This is a genomic window from Bradyrhizobium sp. ORS 111, from assembly GCF_045571485.1.
Lineage (GTDB): Bacteria > Pseudomonadota > Alphaproteobacteria > Rhizobiales > Xanthobacteraceae > Bradyrhizobium.
Window position 1 is genome coordinate 3,328,733 of sequence record NZ_CP120701.1, and the last position, 15,612, is coordinate 3,344,344.

23 protein-coding genes and 2 tRNA genes are annotated in these 15,612 nt (G+C 64.2%); 16 read left to right on the forward strand and 9 right to left on the reverse strand.

The features are described 5' to 3' along the window. Positions 1-35: 35 nt before the first annotated feature. Positions 36-290, reverse strand: coding sequence for a hypothetical protein (locus tag P6U30_RS15275; RefSeq protein ID WP_407151854.1), 255 nt, complete (start codon positions 288-290; stop codon positions 36-38). Between the two features lie 519 nt (positions 291-809). On the opposite strand from P6U30_RS15275, the gene P6U30_RS15280 reads away from it, so the two are divergent. The 3 genes from P6U30_RS15280 (at position 810) to P6U30_RS15290 (ending at position 3,295) form a co-directional block, all read left to right on the forward strand. Next, entirely contained in the window at positions 810-1,178 is a 369-nt protein-coding gene (locus P6U30_RS15280; protein ID WP_407169787.1) for a hypothetical protein, read from the forward strand. Then, a complete protein-coding gene (locus P6U30_RS15285; protein WP_407169788.1) occupies positions 1,175-2,023 on the forward strand; it encodes an alpha/beta fold hydrolase in 849 nt (282 codons plus the stop codon). Before P6U30_RS15280 ends, P6U30_RS15285 begins: the two co-directional genes overlap by 4 nt. A 111-nt stretch (positions 2,024-2,134) precedes the next feature. Then, on the forward strand, positions 2,135-3,295 hold the full coding sequence (locus tag P6U30_RS15290) for a DUF2652 domain-containing protein (protein ID WP_407169789.1): 1,161 nt from the start codon (positions 2,135-2,137) through the stop codon (positions 3,293-3,295). A gap of 41 nt (positions 3,296-3,336) precedes the next feature. On the opposite strand, the gene P6U30_RS15295 is transcribed toward P6U30_RS15290, so the two are convergent. The 5 genes from P6U30_RS15295 to P6U30_RS15315 form a co-directional block, all read right to left on the reverse strand. Continuing rightward, positions 3,337-3,831, reverse strand: a complete 495-nt coding sequence (locus P6U30_RS15295; protein ID WP_407169790.1) for a hypothetical protein — start codon at positions 3,829-3,831, stop codon at positions 3,337-3,339. Between the two features lie 144 nt (positions 3,832-3,975). After that, a complete protein-coding gene (locus P6U30_RS15300) occupies positions 3,976-4,143 on the reverse strand; it encodes a hypothetical protein (RefSeq protein WP_407169791.1) in 168 nt (55 codons plus the stop codon). Between the two features lie 66 nt (positions 4,144-4,209). Further along, positions 4,210-4,389, reverse strand: coding sequence for a hypothetical protein (locus P6U30_RS15305; protein WP_407169792.1), 180 nt, complete (start codon positions 4,387-4,389; stop codon positions 4,210-4,212). Positions 4,390-4,430: 41 nt separating this feature from the next. Continuing rightward, positions 4,431-4,610 carry a hypothetical protein gene (locus tag P6U30_RS15310; RefSeq protein ID WP_407169793.1) on the reverse strand — a complete coding sequence of 60 codons (180 nt, stop codon included), beginning with the start codon at positions 4,608-4,610 and terminating at the stop codon, positions 4,431-4,433. 118 nt (positions 4,611-4,728) lie between these two features. Beyond that, positions 4,729-4,803, reverse strand: a tRNA-Thr gene (locus P6U30_RS15315). A 354-nt stretch (positions 4,804-5,157) separates the two neighbouring features. Here P6U30_RS15315 and P6U30_RS15320 point away from each other — a divergent pair. Together P6U30_RS15320 and P6U30_RS15325 are read left to right on the forward strand one after the other, a co-directional pair. After that, on the forward strand, positions 5,158-5,628 hold the full coding sequence (locus tag P6U30_RS15320) for a hypothetical protein (RefSeq protein WP_407169794.1): 471 nt from the start codon (positions 5,158-5,160) through the stop codon (positions 5,626-5,628). Positions 5,629-5,674: 46 nt separating this feature from the next. Next, positions 5,675-6,172 (forward strand): hypothetical protein, encoded by a 498-nt coding sequence (locus P6U30_RS15325; protein ID WP_407169795.1) that lies wholly within the window; start codon positions 5,675-5,677, stop codon positions 6,170-6,172. 57 nt (positions 6,173-6,229) lie between these two features. Here the strand turns inward: P6U30_RS15325 and rlmB are convergent, their stop codons facing one another. After that, a complete protein-coding gene (gene rlmB, locus P6U30_RS15330; protein ID WP_407169796.1) occupies positions 6,230-7,054 on the reverse strand; it encodes a 23S rRNA (guanosine(2251)-2'-O)-methyltransferase RlmB in 825 nt (274 codons plus the stop codon). Between the two features lie 195 nt (positions 7,055-7,249). Between rlmB and P6U30_RS15335 the strand changes: the two genes are divergently transcribed. The 9 genes from P6U30_RS15335 (at position 7,250) to P6U30_RS15375 (ending at position 11,789) form a co-directional block, all read left to right on the forward strand. After that, a tRNA-Tyr gene (locus P6U30_RS15335) sits at positions 7,250-7,335 on the forward strand. A gap of 429 nt (positions 7,336-7,764) precedes the next feature. Then, a complete protein-coding gene (gene glk / locus P6U30_RS15340; protein WP_407169797.1) occupies positions 7,765-8,748 on the forward strand; it encodes a glucokinase in 984 nt (327 codons plus the stop codon). 172 nt (positions 8,749-8,920) lie between these two features. Then, positions 8,921-9,217 (forward strand): hypothetical protein, encoded by a 297-nt coding sequence (locus tag P6U30_RS15345; RefSeq protein ID WP_407169798.1) that lies wholly within the window; start codon positions 8,921-8,923, stop codon positions 9,215-9,217. Positions 9,218-9,369: 152 nt separating this feature from the next. Continuing rightward, complete coding sequence (locus P6U30_RS15350) at positions 9,370-9,597, forward strand: hypothetical protein (protein ID WP_407169799.1); 228 nt, start codon at positions 9,370-9,372, stop codon at positions 9,595-9,597. 237 nt (positions 9,598-9,834) lie between these two features. Next, positions 9,835-10,035: a hypothetical protein gene (locus tag P6U30_RS15355; RefSeq protein WP_407169800.1), complete on the forward strand. Its 201-nt coding sequence runs from the start codon at positions 9,835-9,837 to the stop codon at positions 10,033-10,035. A 377-nt stretch (positions 10,036-10,412) separates the two neighbouring features. Further along, positions 10,413-10,535, forward strand: coding sequence for a hypothetical protein (locus tag P6U30_RS15360; RefSeq protein WP_407169801.1), 123 nt, complete (start codon positions 10,413-10,415; stop codon positions 10,533-10,535). A 265-nt stretch (positions 10,536-10,800) separates the two neighbouring features. Then, a complete protein-coding gene (locus P6U30_RS15365; RefSeq protein WP_407169802.1) occupies positions 10,801-11,124 on the forward strand; it encodes a YnfA family protein in 324 nt (107 codons plus the stop codon). A gap of 176 nt (positions 11,125-11,300) precedes the next feature. Beyond that, the gene (locus tag P6U30_RS15370) at positions 11,301-11,489 is read left to right on the forward strand and encodes a hypothetical protein (RefSeq protein WP_407169803.1); all 189 of its coding nucleotides are present in this window, start codon (positions 11,301-11,303) and stop codon (positions 11,487-11,489) included. An 84-nt stretch (positions 11,490-11,573) separates the two neighbouring features. Continuing rightward, positions 11,574-11,789, forward strand: coding sequence for a hypothetical protein (locus tag P6U30_RS15375; RefSeq protein WP_407151871.1), 216 nt, complete (start codon positions 11,574-11,576; stop codon positions 11,787-11,789). 161 nt (positions 11,790-11,950) lie between these two features. Here the strand turns inward: P6U30_RS15375 and P6U30_RS15380 are convergent, their stop codons facing one another. Further along, positions 11,951-12,337, reverse strand: coding sequence for a VOC family protein (locus P6U30_RS15380; protein ID WP_407169804.1), 387 nt, complete (start codon positions 12,335-12,337; stop codon positions 11,951-11,953). Further along, complete coding sequence (locus P6U30_RS15385; protein WP_407169805.1) at positions 12,334-12,702, reverse strand: MerR family transcriptional regulator; 369 nt, start codon at positions 12,700-12,702, stop codon at positions 12,334-12,336. Before P6U30_RS15385 ends, P6U30_RS15380 begins: the two co-directional genes overlap by 4 nt. A 134-nt stretch (positions 12,703-12,836) precedes the next feature. On the opposite strand from P6U30_RS15385, the gene P6U30_RS15390 reads away from it, so the two are divergent. Together P6U30_RS15390 and P6U30_RS15395 are read left to right on the forward strand one after the other, a co-directional pair. Beyond that, positions 12,837-14,363 carry an FAD-dependent oxidoreductase gene (locus P6U30_RS15390; RefSeq protein WP_407169806.1) on the forward strand — a complete coding sequence of 509 codons (1,527 nt, stop codon included), beginning with the start codon at positions 12,837-12,839 and terminating at the stop codon, positions 14,361-14,363. Between the two features lie 430 nt (positions 14,364-14,793). Next, the gene (locus P6U30_RS15395) at positions 14,794-15,591 is read left to right on the forward strand and encodes a lytic transglycosylase domain-containing protein (RefSeq protein ID WP_407169807.1); all 798 of its coding nucleotides are present in this window, start codon (positions 14,794-14,796) and stop codon (positions 15,589-15,591) included. Positions 15,592-15,612 lie beyond the last annotated feature (21 nt).

The window sequence follows — 15,612 nt, forward strand, 5'->3', positions numbered from 1 at the left end:
GTCGGGTCCGCGCACGCGCCCCGAGGCGAGAGGCGTTACGAGTGCAGCCGCGGCTCGATGCGCGCTTCAAGATCAGCGTCTGCCTTGTTCTTGTCCGGATCCTCGTTCGGATCGAGCTGGCAGGGGCGGATCTCGTAGTCATTGTCCAACACCGGGCGCGGCGAGCGCTTTTGCTCGTCAGTGACGGCATCGACCACGAGGCCGGATTTCTGGGCCAGGCTCCAGACATCAGCCTCCGTCGGATAGGCCTTGCTCAGCTTGGCGTCCTGATAGAACAGTGCATACGGCATTTCGTCGCTCCCCCCGAAAAACCGACAACGCCCGCGCTGCTGAAGAGGTTTCCGCAAACCGCATCGGCGTTCCGATCACGGAACCGTGATCGTATACCGATCAAGCTGTTGAAAATATGAGCTATTTCGGGCCTTTCCGCGGCGCACCTTGAGTCCTTAACGTGCGGTAAATCCGCCGAAAAAGAATCCCCGGGACTCTGCGGGTAGAATCGCCGGATGCTTCCTTCCATGAGAGCGATCCTGCAGACCCCGAATGAACGCGTGCTGTTCGCGCTGGCGGTAACGCTGCTGGCGGCCTGCGCCGCGAACGTCGCGCTGGTCTGGGCGTGGCTCTAGCGTCCTGTTTCGATGCGTTGTCGCAATGCGAAGCGCGCCCACCGAAAATGCGCTGGCCCACGCGAAAACGCCGTGGCCGCCTACCGGTCGGGCCGATTGACGGTCCGCCCAATCCCTCCATCATCGCCCCGATAACAGGAGCCCTCCGCGCGACCGGCGGAGGCCATTGCGGGTGGAGCGACCATGATCGAGACGCTGAAAGAACGGGTCAACGGCGACGCAGGGCTGGTGCGCCGCGGCCGCTATCTCACGACGACGCTGCTGCTCGAGATCGGCAAGACGGCTTGGCTAATCGCGATCCATGAGGGCCGGGTCGCGTCAGTGACGAAAGGGCCGTTCGTGATGCCATCGTCGTGCTTTGCGCTGCGCACCTCCGAGGCCGAGTGGGACAAGTTCTGCGAGCATCGGCCGCTGCCGGGCTCGAACGATCTGATGGCGCTGATCAAGCGGCGTGTGTTGAAGGCCGAGGGCGACCTCACGGTGTTCATGGCCAATCTGCGCTACTTCAAGGACGCGCTCGGCAAGCTGCGTCGCGAGGGAGCTGCGGCATGAGCGCAAGGTTCGAGCCGATCGTCGGCCGCTACATGCATCTCGAATTGTTTGGCCGGCTGCACCGCATCTATGTCGAGGAGGCGGGCGAGGGCACCCCGCTGCTTTGCCTGCACACCGCCGGCAGCGACGGCCGGCAATATCGCGACCTGATGAACGATCCGCGCGTCACGCGCACTCACCGCGTCATCGCCTTCGACATGCCCTGGCACGGCAAGTCGTCGCCGCCTGAAGGCTGGCATGACGAGGAGTATCAGCTCACCTCGGCGCAATACACGACGATGATCCTGGCCGTGATCGATGCGCTCGGGCTCGACAAGCCGATCGTGATCGGTTGCTCGATCGGCGGGCGCATCGCGCTGCATCTCGCGCTCGAGCATCCCGAACGCTTCCGCGCCATCATCGGCCTGCAGGCCGGCGCGCATGTCGATCCCTACTACGACCTCAACTTTCTGCATCGGCCGGACGTGCATGGCGGCGAGATCGCCGCGGCGATCGTCTCCGGTCTGGTCGGGCCTGACGCGCCCGACAAGGAGAAGTGGGAGACGCTGTGGCACTACATGCAGGGCGGCCCCGGCGTGTTCAAGGGTGACCTCTATTTCTACAAGGTCGACGGCGACATCCGCGCCCGCGTCGCCGAGATCGACACCAGGCGCTGCCCGCTGTTCCTGTTGTCGGGCGAATACGACTACTCCTGCACGCCGGAGGAGACGCTCGCGGTGGCACGCAGCATCCCCGGGGCTGAGGTCACCATCATGAAAGGTCTCGGCCATTTCCCGATGAGCGAGGATCCAGGCGAATTCCTAAAGCATCTGTTGCCAGTGCTGGAGAACATCGGGAGCCGCTAGCGGGCGCTTTGCTCCAGAGCGGCGCTTGTTTGGCCCTCGACCGCGGGCGGCGCGGTATGACAAACTGCGCATCCGTACGATCGGCACGAACCGGTTGCGTTGGAGGTCTGTATGCTTCCGAAGGCTGAAGCGGCATATTTCGCGATTGCCGACATCTCCGGCTATACGAACTTCCTCGCGGCGGTCGAGCTCGACCATGCGCAGGACATCATCGCCGATTTCATGGACGCGGTGGTGAAAGGATTGCGCCCCCCGTTTCGGCTCGCCAAGTTCGAGGGCGATGCCGCGTTCGTCTACACCACCGCCGAGAAGATCGACGGCTCGCTGCTGCAGGATGCGATCGAGGGCGCCTATTTCAAGTTTCGCCGGCGCCTGCGCACCGTTCGTCAGGCCTCGACGTGCGAGTGTCAGGCCTGCGTCGCGATGGGCGATCTCGATTTCAAATTCGTCGTCCATCATGGCGAGATGGTGAAGCAGAAGATGGGCGGCAGGGAAGAGCTCGCCGGGCGCGATGTCATCCTCGTCCACCGACTGCTCAAGAACACGGTCAGCGAGAAGATGGGCGGGCGTGCCTACGCGCTCTACAGCGACGCGGCCATACGCGCCATGGGTATCGACCCGGCGGCGCAAGGCCTCATCGCGCATCACGAAACCATCGACGTCATCGGCGACGTGACGCTGTGGGTGCGCGATCTCGAAACGGCGTGGCGGCAGGACGACGGGCAAGTCCGCACGGAGGTGACGCACGCTGACGCCTACGCCACCCTGGAATTCGATATTGCCGCGCCCCGGCAGACGGTGTGGGAGTTTCTCAGCGTGCCGGGGCAATGGCGAAAATGGTGGGACGCTGACGACATCATCGAGGATTCGGGCAAGGGCCGCCGCGGCGTCGGTACCAGGAATCATTGCATGCACGGCAAGAATACCAACGTCGAGGAGATACTCGATTGGCGCCCGGCCGATTACTTTACGGTCAGCATCGCACTTCCAATTCCCGGCGCACCGCGGATCGTGATGACCCGTGCCGTTCTGGACGGTCCAAACGGAACGACGCGCCTGGAGCTGCGGATCGCCAAGCCGAAGCCGAAGGACAAGGCGTTCGTCGAGGGCGCCACGGCCAAATATGCCGAACGCATGATCCAGGCGATCGCCGGCTTGCGCTCGATGGTGGAGGGGAAGCAGCCTGCCGTTGACGCAATGGAAGAACCGACATCGACGCGATCGACCGGACGCTTCCTGACCGAGCCGGTGAAATCGGGCGCCCGGCGCTGAAGCCCAACAGACGCGAGGCTCCATCCGGAGAAGAGGGCGCGTTACTTGCCGGAGCGCGGCAGCTCGCTGTTGTCGCGGATCGCGGCACGCACCTTGGCCATGGTGGAGGTGCAGTATTCCTCGCGCTCCCTGAGGAAGCGCTGCTGGTTGGCGCGGAAATTCGCCACGCGCGCCCGCACCTCGGATCCGAAGTCACCACGGATGTCGAGCTGTGCGAAATGCGGCATCTGCACAGGCGTCGCGGGCGCAGTCACCTTCGCGGCTTCCGTAGCGGCAACTTCGATGGCGGGCGGAGCGGGGGGCGCGGCAGGGGGCACCTCAAATACGGTCGGGACCGGCAGCGGCACGGGTGCGGTCACCTGTGTCTGGACCACGTGGGGCTGAGTGTCATGAGCTTCGGGCGCGGCTCCCGGGGCAACGCCTGGACGAGCAACCGTCTGCGGAGCAGGGCGCATCATCTCGGCGTCCGGGCGCTTGCCGGTCACCGACTGCACGAAGGCCATTGTCTGCGCGATCAGGAGATCGCGTTCTTTCATCCACTTCATGGCGCACCTTGAACGCGCGGATTCCACCAAAGCAACCTCGCGGAATCAAGCGTTCACCATAATGATGGTTGACAAAGACGTTCGTTTTGCAGGCGAGGTGACAAAAGGGTGACACTACTTCAGCGCGCGAAGGGCCTATCGCACGCTGGGATTGGTGTTCGGGACGAACGGGGTACCGATGATCCGCACCGGGGGCAGATCGGCGAGCTTGCGGGACTGGCTACTGGCCGGGGCAAGGGACGGGTTCAGCAGCGCGATGAGTCCCGCGATTGCCACGCTCAGCAGCGTGACGATGACCAGCATGTTGCGATTCTCTCCGCGTATTCTCATGCGCTGAGAACCACGAGACACCGCGTCACGTTCCTAAAGCTAGTGAGCCGTTGCCTCGACAGCGATCTGTTCGGCCGCGCGAGCCTCGATCATGTCAGCATAACGGCCATACTCGTCGGCCATTTCGAGCAGCTTCTCGCGCACCGCGGCGTCGGTAACCTGGCGGGCCAGCCGTTTCGCCTGATCGGACTGGAAGCGGTAATGTGCTGAGTCGGACATGTGGCACCTCACACGTATGTAAGGGGCCGCTTCCGAAAGGTTCATTGCAGTATTTGCGGATGATCCGGAGCGTCCACGCTCGCTGCGGTGTCCTCGCGAATCTCAACCTCGAACCAGCCCATCTCCTTCAGCTCGCGCGCCTTCTTCTCGGCCGCGTCCTCGCTATTGCGCTTCAGAACGATTCGACTGGTGCCATCACGGGCAAGGATCAAATAGGTCATCGCCTGAGCCCCCCCTCTGTGACCTGCATACACCGTTTTGGCCGGCAAGGGCAGAAGCAATCTGGACGTTGCGTGGTCCTACGGGGATGTCCCCACCAATCCTGCCAGAGCTAAAAGCTGGTGCCGGCTGAGGGGATTGAACCCCCGACCTTCAGTTTACAAAACTGCTGCTCTACCGCTGAGCTAAGCCGGCGAAGGGGAGAATTTGCGGGGCTCGCATAGCAGACTTGGCGGGCGAGGGCCAGAACCAGAAATGCCCCGAACCCTGGCTGCCAATCTGCCACCGCTCGCGCTGTGGAACCAGTGACGAGATGTACTGCGCTACCGATCTGAGTGGCAGCGATGCGCGGTTCGTTCGACGAGGTGCTGGCCTGATGCGCGCCGGCGCAGCACGACAGGTGCGTTAACGATTCCTGATCCGGTTTCTTCATAATTGAGCAGGCGCGGATGCTTACGCGTTAGGCTTACCGGCAGTTCGACCCGTGGCCTTAACCCTTGCGCGTGCGCGTTGCTTTAGGTTGCGCCTCGAACGGGGATTCTGCGTGGCATGCGCATCGGCGTAGCATTGGCGATATTGGCGGGAATGACCTCAGCGGCGTCGGCTGGCGGCGGTTTCGATATCGTCGTGCCCAACCGCCCCGGCGTGCCCATCATCATCAACGGCGTCGACGCCTCCTATGCCGTGGTCGAGAGCGCCATGGGTCTTGCTCGCAACGAGTCGATGGTGCCGACCGTCTATGGCGGGCGTCCGATCGATCCGGTGCCGAATGTCGGCCACTATTATCCGAGCCTGGGTCACATGCCCGGTTACGGCCGCCTCGAGGTCGAGCCGCCGGCGAACCGCCGCCTGCCGCAGCCGGCCGAGAGCTATCACCAGTCATGGTCGGCGCAATCGGCGCCGTTGCCGGCGCAGTCCAATGTCCCCGTCGACCCGCCGCCGGTGATCTATGCGCCGCAGTTCAACGGCTCGCGCCCGGATCCGATCCTGCGGCCGCCGCGTCTGCGCAGCCCGCAATAGCCTTCAAGAAGCCGATACCAACGAAAAGCACATACAGGAGAGAGTAATGCGTCAAATGATTACGGGATTGGTTGCAGCCGTGGCTGTCATGGCCGCTGCGCCCGCGATGGCGTGCGGCTTCAGCCCGTGCGGCACGCCGGTCTATGCGGCGCCGGTCGTGACCTATGGCTACGGCTATGGTTACGGCAACGGCTATGGTTACGGCTATGCCGGCTGTAACACCTGTGGCGGCTATGCCGGCTACGGCGGTTATTACGGCGGCTGGGGCGCTGTCGAACGTCTGCCGGACCCGGATGCGGTCTATCCCGGCACGGCGCAGCAGTACTACTACGTGAACCAGGGCCCGACCTTTACTGGTCCCGGCAACTGGGCGCCGCTGCCGTATTATCGCGAGGGCTACGGCCGTCCGTACTACGGCTATCGCCACTATGGCTATGGGTACCGCACGTACCACCGTCCGTGGTACCGCCGTCCGCACTATGGCTACCGCTACGGCTACGCGCCGCGCTACTACGGCAACCGCGTGCTGCGCCGCTATTACTGATCCGGCGACGGGTCCAGGAGATCGACGCCCGTTCGCATGTTGCGAGCGGGCGTTTTGCTACATCAGCCCGAGCCGGCTCGCCCCGATATAGAGCGCGAGCACCGCGGCGTTCGACACATTGAGGCTCTTGATCTCGCCGGGCATGTCGAGCCGGGCGACGACGCGGCAGGTCTCGCGCGTCAACTGCCGCAGACCCTTGCCTTCGGCGCCGAGCACGAGCGCCAACGGCTGTTGCAATGCCACCTTGCCGAGATCGTCGGCGCCCTGGCTGTCGAGCCCGACGGTCTGGAAGCCGCGCTCGTTCAGTTCGGTCAGCGCGCGCGCCAGGTTCTGCACGGTGACCAGCGGCACCAGCTCGAGCGCGCCTGAGGCGGACTTCGCCAGCACCCCGGTCGCCTCCGGGCTGTGGCGGGCGGTGGTGACGATCGCCTTCACCGCGAAGGCCGCCGCAGAGCGCATGATGGCGCCGACATTGTGCGGATCGGTGATCTGGTCGAGCACCAGCACGATGCCCTCCTGCGCCAGCGTGTCGATATCGGGCGAGGGCAGAGGATCGGCCTCCGCAAGCAGGCCCTGGTGCACGGCGTCGGCGGTGAGCCTGTGGTCGAGCGCGCTGGGACGGACGATTTCCGGGGCAACGCGGGTGTCGATGTTCTCCTCGGCAAGGCGCCTGGCGGCGTTCTCGGTGAGGTAAAGCTTGCGGATATGGCGCTCCGGGTTGGCGAGCGCGGCCGATACCGTGTGCCAGCCGTACAAGATCACCGGCCCGTCGGAACCCGATTCGCGCTGCCGCCAGCCCGGCGAACGGGCAAATTTCTGGCCTTTTTGGAAGGGCTTACCGCCCTTGCTTCGGAAATTGGGTTTGCGGTCGCGATCGCTCATGTGAGGCTTGTGTCACGGCTCCCGAATATTGGCAATTTAACCTGCAAATAGCGCGCAGGCTTGGTTGACTTTGACCGGTCGCTTCGCCCATAACGGCGCCCGACCGTGCGCCCGAACCGGGCTAGCGCGGTTATCAGCGTCATTTCGATGACCCGGTCCGCCGCCACTCGCGCGGCCGGTCTGGCGCTGTTGGACGGGGGAGTGTCCCGAGTGGCAAAGGGAGCTGACTGTAAATCAGCCGTCTTATGACTTCGTAGGTTCGAGTCCTACCTCCCCCACCACGCTTCGCCCTGACGGGCTTCGCGTGGCGCAGCCACGCCAAGGCCCGTCAGGGCGGAGCGTGTCCGGCGTAGCTTGAGCGCCAGCGAAAGCGAAGACGGACTGGCCCGGCGCGGCCAAGCAGGCCCGAACCCATTCGTAGCGAAGCGAGCGAAGGCGGGCTGTTCCGTTGATATTTGCACTGCCTCCTGCGGCTGAGCGGCCGCGGCCGCCGCATCGCGGACTCCTTACCATAGCGCCAGACGCGGCATCCTGACATCGTCGCGCCGATCGATACAGTCGATGGAACTGTTGGCAGGTCGGCGGTGTTGCGGAAAGGCGGGGGCCGACCGACGCTGCTCCGGTCGTTGTCCGGCGATGGTATCGAGATGGCTCGCGCTGTGAGACCACGCGGGCAGATCATGAGGGACAACGGATCGCGAATGACGGGGATGGATCAAGTCTTGCTCGCCGACATCGGCGGCACCAATGCGCGGTTCGCGCTCCTCGATCAGGGCACGATTGGCCCGACCACGCATATGAAGGTGGCCGACTACGAGACCCCGGCCGATGCCATGGCGGCGTTCCTGGATCAGCAGGGCGCGCGAGCCTCCACCGGCTTCGCCATCATGGATGTCGCAGGGCCGATCGAGAACCAACGCGTCACCCTGACCAACAGTCGCTGGACATTCGACGCCGCTGAGTTGCAACGCCTGTTCGGCTTCCGCGCCGTGCATCTGCTCAACGATTTCGAGGCCATGGCGTGGTCGCTGCCGGCGCTGACCGCGAATGACTTGGTCAAGCTCGGCGGACAGGATGCGGTCGCCGGCGGGCCGATGCTGGTGGTCGGTCCGGGGACCGGCTTCGGCGCATCATGCCTGATGCCGCGCGGCGCCTGGTCGCTGGCAATCGTCACCGAAGCCGGTCACGCCACCCTGCCGGCGACGTCGGAACGGGAAGAGCAGGTGATCGCGCGCATGCGCAGCCAGTTCGGCCACGTCTCGATCGAGCGGGCGCTGTCCGGGTCCGGGCTGGAGAACCTCTATCGCGCCATCAATGCCCTCGATGGCGCCGCCGCGCCGCCGCGCGACGCGGCATCGATCGTGCACGCGGCCGCCTCCGAGCGCTGCGCCACCAGCCGCGCCGCGCTCGACATGTTCTGCTGCTTCCTGGGCAATGTCTGCGGAAACCTGACGCTGACGTTCTCCGCGTCCGGCGGCCTCTATCTCGCCGGCGGCATCCTGCCGCGCTTCGTCGACTATCTGGCGCGATCGGACTTTCGCAACCGCTTCGAAGGCAAGGGGCGGTTCGCCGCCTATCTCAGACGCGTGCCCGTCAACATCATCGTCACGCCCGATACCGCCTTTGCCGGGCTCAAGACCTTCTTCGACATCAACGTGTCGGCGTCCGGTCGGCCGCTCGCGCCGGCGCTGTGACGATCTCGTTTTCGTCGCGTCATCCTGTCGGCTCTCGGCCTCCGCGGTGCTGTCGCTCGTGAGGACGCCGCGCTCGTTCATCGGGTGGTGCGGACCAAATTCACCTTCCGGCTGATTGACTGAATGTTCATGATTTGTTCTTATGGTGACGTTCCCCGGAGGAGACGCCGCCATGGACAATCGCATCAATGAAATTCGCAGACAGATCAGGGCCTTGAGGGTCAGCATGCTGGAGGCCGAGGCGATCATGCGTGAGCAGATCAAGCGGGATGAGGACTGCGCCTTCGTGGCCGGGGACATCCTGAAGATGCGGGTCGTCATGAGCCGCCTGGTCGAGGAGCGCAGCGTGCTGGGCGACAACGAGCCGATCCTGGTGTGCTTCGCCTCACGTCGGCCTCGCGCGCAGAAGCCAGTTGTCATGCCCCTCGTGAACCGCCGCCCGGTCTTCGGCGAACAGCGTGCGCGATGACGGGCTCGAACTGCTGAGACTTCGCGCGGAACTGCGCGAGCTGGGCTCGACCGTGGATCAGCTCAGGCAGGCCGGGCTCGACAGCGCAACCGCGCAGCTCCTGCTGTCGCGCAAGCGCGCGCAATTGGACGACATGATCAGCCGGAGGAAACATGAGAGAGCCGCTTCGCTACTTCCACGACAGCGATGACCATTCGCCGTGGATCAAGGCGCTGGCCGAGGTCCGGCACCGGGCGACGCGGGAGGGGTGGTGCTTCCAGCATGTCCAGGCGATCATCGTGACGATCGATCAATATGCGGAGGCGGCGCTCGGCAACCGCGAATTCTTCCTCAACCGGCCGCAAACCGTCGGTCCGATCAGGAGAGGCGATCTGCCGTAGCGACCGCAATAGGGCGGCTAGCGAGAGGCAAGCGCTGATCCGGAGCGCGACACCGAGGCCAAGCGCGAAAAATAGTAAGCCATACTTCCGTAGTTCTCCGGCCGTGAACAGAGTTCCATCTGTCAGGTGGAACTGGGCATCCGTTCAAAAAGTTAATGTTCGTCGCCGCGCATCATCCCGGCATTCGGCGAGTGGACGCAATGGCGCGCTCGCCCCTCTAACGGAATGGAGCAGCGCATGCAGAAGCGTCGCCGCGTCAAACAGGTTCACTCCCTCGAGCACCGTCTAACCGAAGAGGCCAAGAGCTTGCGTGAAGAGGCAAAGACACTGCCTCCCGGCATTGAGCAAGAACGCCTGTTGATGAAGGCGCGGCAGGCCGACACCGCCGCTCACATCAGCGAATGGCTGTCGTCGCCGGGACTGATGCCGCCTCAGTAAATGCCAGCCGTCCCACGGATGGTGCGCCTTTATCGCTCGAGGGCGTCGGCGGCCATTCTGTCAATCCAAATCGATTTCGATCGGTCGTTTCGCTTCTGCGGTAGCCGCTTGAAGCATATCGGGAAGGGAAAACCGGCTTTCCCTCACGACGAATGCGAAACGCGCTTACGCGGAGGTCATGCTCAAAGATTATTCAGCGCAGCCGCGCCGCTTCCGTCGCGGCGATGCCGTCGGCACCGACGCGTCGGTGCATTTTCCCTTTCGAACGAAGGTCGTCTGAGCTACTTTGCCTGTGTCCCCGGCGCGCGCTCACTCCGTAAGCGTCGGTGGCTGAGAGGCCGGTTGCGCTTCCGCCCGCACAGCAGGGGAGAAGTGTCGTGATCGAACAGCCCCGTTTCGAATCCTATTCCATCCCAGCCCGTGTTTGTCTTGCCATAGCCGTCGCCGGTGGCGTCGTGCTTGTCGCGATGGCGATCGCAGGTGTCTATTTCATTCACTAGAGCGTTTTCGAGCGAAGTGGATACCGGTTCGCGTGAAGAAAACGCGTCAAAACAGGAATCTAGAGCTTCGGTTCTGATTCAATCAGAACCGAAAATGCTCTAAGGCGAGGCTGCTTCAGACAAGACGCTGCGCCAAACCATCCGGCCTCTTGCATATCGAACTTCGCGAAGACTGGCGGTCGCGCATCAGCGCGACCAGCGCGATAGCGCGACGATTGATCGCTGCCTTGATCGCCGGCGGATTCTATGAAAGACGTCCGGCGGCATGAAGACTGGTGTCGTTTACGTTGCCGCCGCCATCGCGGAGATCGCGGGCTGTTTTGCATTCTGGGGCTGGCTGCGGTTGGGAAAGCCCATCTGGTGGGCGTTTCCTGGTTTGCTTTCGCTTGCCGCGTTTGCCTATCTATTGACCTTGGTTGAGAGCGACGCCGCCGGTCGGGCCTATGCCACCTATGGCGGGATCTACATCGTTGCGTCGCTGGTGTGGCTGTGGATCATCGAGAGCTCGCGTCCTGATCGATGGGATATCGCAGGTGCTTGCGTCTGCCTGATCGGCGCAGCGATCATTCTCTGGGGGCCGCGCGGTTAGGGGACGGGCTTGCTTCAGCCCAGGACGTCCTGATCGGGCGTTCTCACGGTGCAAAGATCTGAGCTAAGCTACCAATTGGCGAGGCTCTCCAAACACTAACGTGGGTTATTGTCGGTGGGCTGTGCCGCTGCATACGCTATCGAGATCGGAGCCGGGGTAAACAACGGGGGCGAAGCATGAAGGACATGGTGGCGCATCTGGAGAAGCTCCGCGCTGATGCCGCAGAGTGCGCCCTGATCAGAGACCTCGCGACGGATCCCCGCAAGCGCCGGCTCTTCACCATGTTGGCGGAGCACCTATCGGAGCTCGCGGCGGCGGTCGAAACCGAGATCGCCGCGAGCACCACGGCCAGCAAAGCCGAATGACCCGAGGCCGGCGGGACCTGGAACGCTGCAGCCGGAGGGAGATCAGGGCCTAGGAACGCCGGTCCCGTGGGCACGTTGGTCCGCATGACCGACAGTGAGTTACGTGAACAATCCTTTGAAATCGCTTGGAACGTTCTTGAACGGTCAGGCGATCTTGGCGACCCCCTCGCGGCGGCCCATTTCCTGTTGGGCACGATCGATCGCATGATGCGCGGAGGCGAGAGGCGCCGCCTGCTTCTGTCCAACGCCGCGATCGATGCATACCGGTTGAGATATGAGCCGTTTGTTCTGGCGTCATGATGATCTCAAACGGCGCGAACGATGCAGCGTTGGCGAAGACGAGCGTGCGCGCTGCACAAGGTCGCGTTGGCCAACCGCTTCCGCTGACGACTAACGCGAGCGGTTGATCGTTCTCAGCGGGGTGCCTCACGCTCCGCCTTTGCGATCGCGGCTGGCCGCCATCACGGCAACACATCCGCCGGATGCCTGTTGCGATGCTCGACATATTCGACGCGGGTCTGGTCCGGATGCAACACCAGCATGTTTCGGCCCGTCGGCACCGGCTTGGGCGCTTCCAACACCGTGGCGCCGACGCCGGGGAGATGGGTGGCGAATGCATCGATGTCGTCGACCAGGAACGTCAGGTGTGTGGCCGTAAATCGCTTGAGGCTCTGCTCCGTGCCCGCGATGAACAGGATGGAGGCGACCTGCGCGAGCCTGAGATCATATTCCGGATAGTCGAAGCGAAGACGCGCCGCTTGACCGATCAAGCCTTCGTAGAAGGCGACCGTGTCGTCCAGTGCCTCCAGCGGCAGGTAACGGCGCGCCAGGATGTTGAGTATCTTCATTGCCGTGTCCTCATCTGTTGCTGCGGCTTCGCTCCGGCGAGCCGGGCCGACAGGGCACGCCGCCGCTTGCGGAGCGTCGTGATCGCCCGGTCGATCTGATCGAGCTTGTCCTGCATCACTGCGGAGCAACTCACGCCTGGGGTGCGCCGGCCGTCTTCAAGCGCGGTCAGGAGATTGCGGAGTTCGCGCGTCGAGAAGCCGGAGGCGATCAGGTCTCGCACCCATGCGGCCCGCTCGATCTCCGATGCGGAGTAGCTTCGGTAGCCGTTCGAGGTCCGGCGCGGCACGATCAGGCCCGCCGCTTCATAGTGCCGAAGCGTGCGCGCACTGACGCCGAGGTGACGCGCCGCATCCTGAATTCTCATCGCAAACTCCTGTCGACGGCAGGCTTAGCACCTTGTCATTAATGGCAATGTCAAGCGTCATGCCAGGGCCGTCGCGATGGAACCAATTGCGTCCGCGCGCTTTGATTTCGCTTCTCGTCATGGAGGACGCACCGATGGCCGAACAGAGCAGCGGACCCGCTGGCCCGGACCTCGCGCAAGGCGTCGCGCTGGGTGACTTTGAGAACGACATGCTGGTCGGCCACGTCGGCGATGACGAGATTCTGCTGGTGCGAAAGGACGGGCAGATCTTCGCGATCGATGCACATTGCAGTCACTATAACGGTCCGCTTGCAGACGGGCTCGTGGTCGGCGACAGCGTCCGCTGCCCCTGGCATCATGCCTGCTTCGACCTGCGCAGCGGCGAGGCGATCCGGGCGCCCGCGCTGTCGCCGCTGTCGGTCTGGAAGGTCGAGCGGGACGGCGACCGCGTCGTCGTCCATACCCGGCAGGAGCCGCATCAGGCTTCGCAAAAGCTTCCGGCCGGCGCGCCGAAGCGGATCGTGATTGTCGGCGGCGGCGCGGCTGGCTTCGCCGCCGCGGAGATGCTGAGGCGCGAAGGGTTTGACGGCGCGATCACGATGCTGAGCAGCGACACGGCATCGCCGGTCGACCGGCCGAACCTGTCGAAGGACTATCTCGCGGGCAGCGCGCCGGAGGACTGGGTGCCGTTGCGACCGGACCAATTCTACCCCAAGGCCAGGATCGAGCTTCAGCTCAAGACCGAGGTGACCGCGATCGACAGCAAGGCGAGGCGAGTCTTGCTCGGCGACGGCAAGGCCGTGCCCTACGATCGATTGCTGCTTGCGACCGGCGCCGAGCCGGTGCGGCTGCCGATCCCGGGCGCCGATCAGCCGCACGTCTACACGCTGCGCACGCTCGCCGACAGCCGCGCCATCATCGCGGCAGCAAAGACAGCGCGGCGCGTGATCGTGATCGGCGCAAGCTTTATCGGGCTGGAGGCTGCCGCCGCGTTGCGTACGCGCGGCCTCGAAGTTCATGTCGTGGCACCCGAGGCCCGTCCGATGGAGCGGATTCTTGGTCCGGACATGGGCGACTTCGTACGTGCGATGCACGAGGAGCGCGGCGTGATCTTCCATCTTGGCGACACCGTCACCGCGATCGATGGGCAGCGCGCCAGCCTGAAGAGTGGCGGGACGCTGGAAGCCGAGCTGGTCGTGGTCGGGGTCGGCGTGCGCCCGCGGCTGACGCTGGCCGAGCAGGCCGGGCTCGCGCTCGATCGCGGCGTCGCCGTGAACGCGCATCTCGAGACCAGCGTGCCCGGCATCTACGCCGCCGGCGATATCGCGCGCTGGCCTGATCGCCATTCAGGCGAAAGCATCCGCGTCGAGCACTGGGTGGTCGCCGAGCGACAGGGGCAGACCGCCGCGCGCAACATGCTCGGCCGGAACGATGTCTTCGATGCCGTGCCGTTCTTCTGGAGCCAGCATTACGACGTGCCGATCAACTATGTCGGGCACGCGGAATCCTGGGATGAGATCGCCGTCGACGGCGACATCAAGGGCAGGGACTGCCTGCTGCGCTACAAGAAAAAGGGACGCGTGCTGGCCGTAGCCTCGATCTACCGCGACCTGGATAATCTGCGCGCCGAGCTCGCGATGGAGCAGGGCGAGGCGGTCTGAGCGCGGCGTTATTCCATCGTCGCGGACATAGGCGGGTTGCTGTCGTGAACGACGCGAAATCTCGCATGATCGTGGATGTCGTTGCCGGCTGCGCCGTTGTGCTGGCGTTGGCCGTGACAGCCTATTACGGATACCTGGCCTGGCTGCTCGTCTCTCCCGACTGAAGCAATTTCGATTCTGATTGAATCAAAGCCGAGGCTCTGGATCAGTCTTGCGTTTTGACGCGAGCCGGAAAGCGCTCCAGACGATCGTGCCGCGCATCCCGGCGCCGGGGCCAAATGCCTCGGCTCGGCGCCCTTGACTGGGATGGTCAATCCCACTGCCCCGCCATATCGTAAGATGCCGCGCCGACCGTTCATCGGCCGGTCATATATCTTCGGCCATCGTTTGCACCGGCCGGAGGCCACGGGCCCGATATGGAGGACGTTGAATGATCAGGGGCAGTCAGCTTGTGACGTCGGCGCTCGTCGCCATCGCGATCGTCGCGTCGCTCGGTGCGCAGGCCAATGCTGCTCAGTGCGGCAACGGACCGGGCGGCTTCGAGAACTGGAAGCGCGAGTTTTCCGGCGAGGCGAGGGCCAAGGGCATCGGCCCCACCGCGATTGGCGCGTTGATGCAGACCAACTACGCCAGCGCGACCATCGCCGCCGATCGCGGCCAGCGCAGCTTCGGTCTGTCGCTCGAGCAGTTCATGGCCAAGCGCGGCGCCGCGACCATCGTGGCCCGCGGCCGCTCGCTCAAGCAGTCGCATGCGGCGCTGTTCGCGCAGATCCAGCAGCGCTACGGCGTGCCGCCCGGGCCGCTGATTGCGATTTGGGGCATGGAGACCGGCTTCGGCAGCCAGCGCGGCAACCAGAACATGCTGTCGTCGATCGCGACGCTTGCCTATGACTGCCGCCGTCCGGAGTTCTTCACCGACCAGCTCTATGCCGCGCTGAAGCTGGTCGACCGCGGCGCGATCTCGCCGAACCAGCGCGGCTCGATGCATGGTGAGGTCGGCCAGACCCAGTTCATGCCGAAGAACATCCTGGCCTATGGCACCGGCAATCTCGACGTCGCGGCCAATGCGCTGAACTCGACCGCGAATTTCTTCAGGGCTCATGGCTGGCGCGCCGGCGCGGGCTACCAGCCCGGCGAGCCCAATTTCGCGGCGATCGAGGCCTGGAACGCGGCGCAGGTCTATCAGAAGTCGATTGCCATCATGGGACGGCAGATCGACGGCCAATAGCGCCGGCCCGGCCGTTCCGCT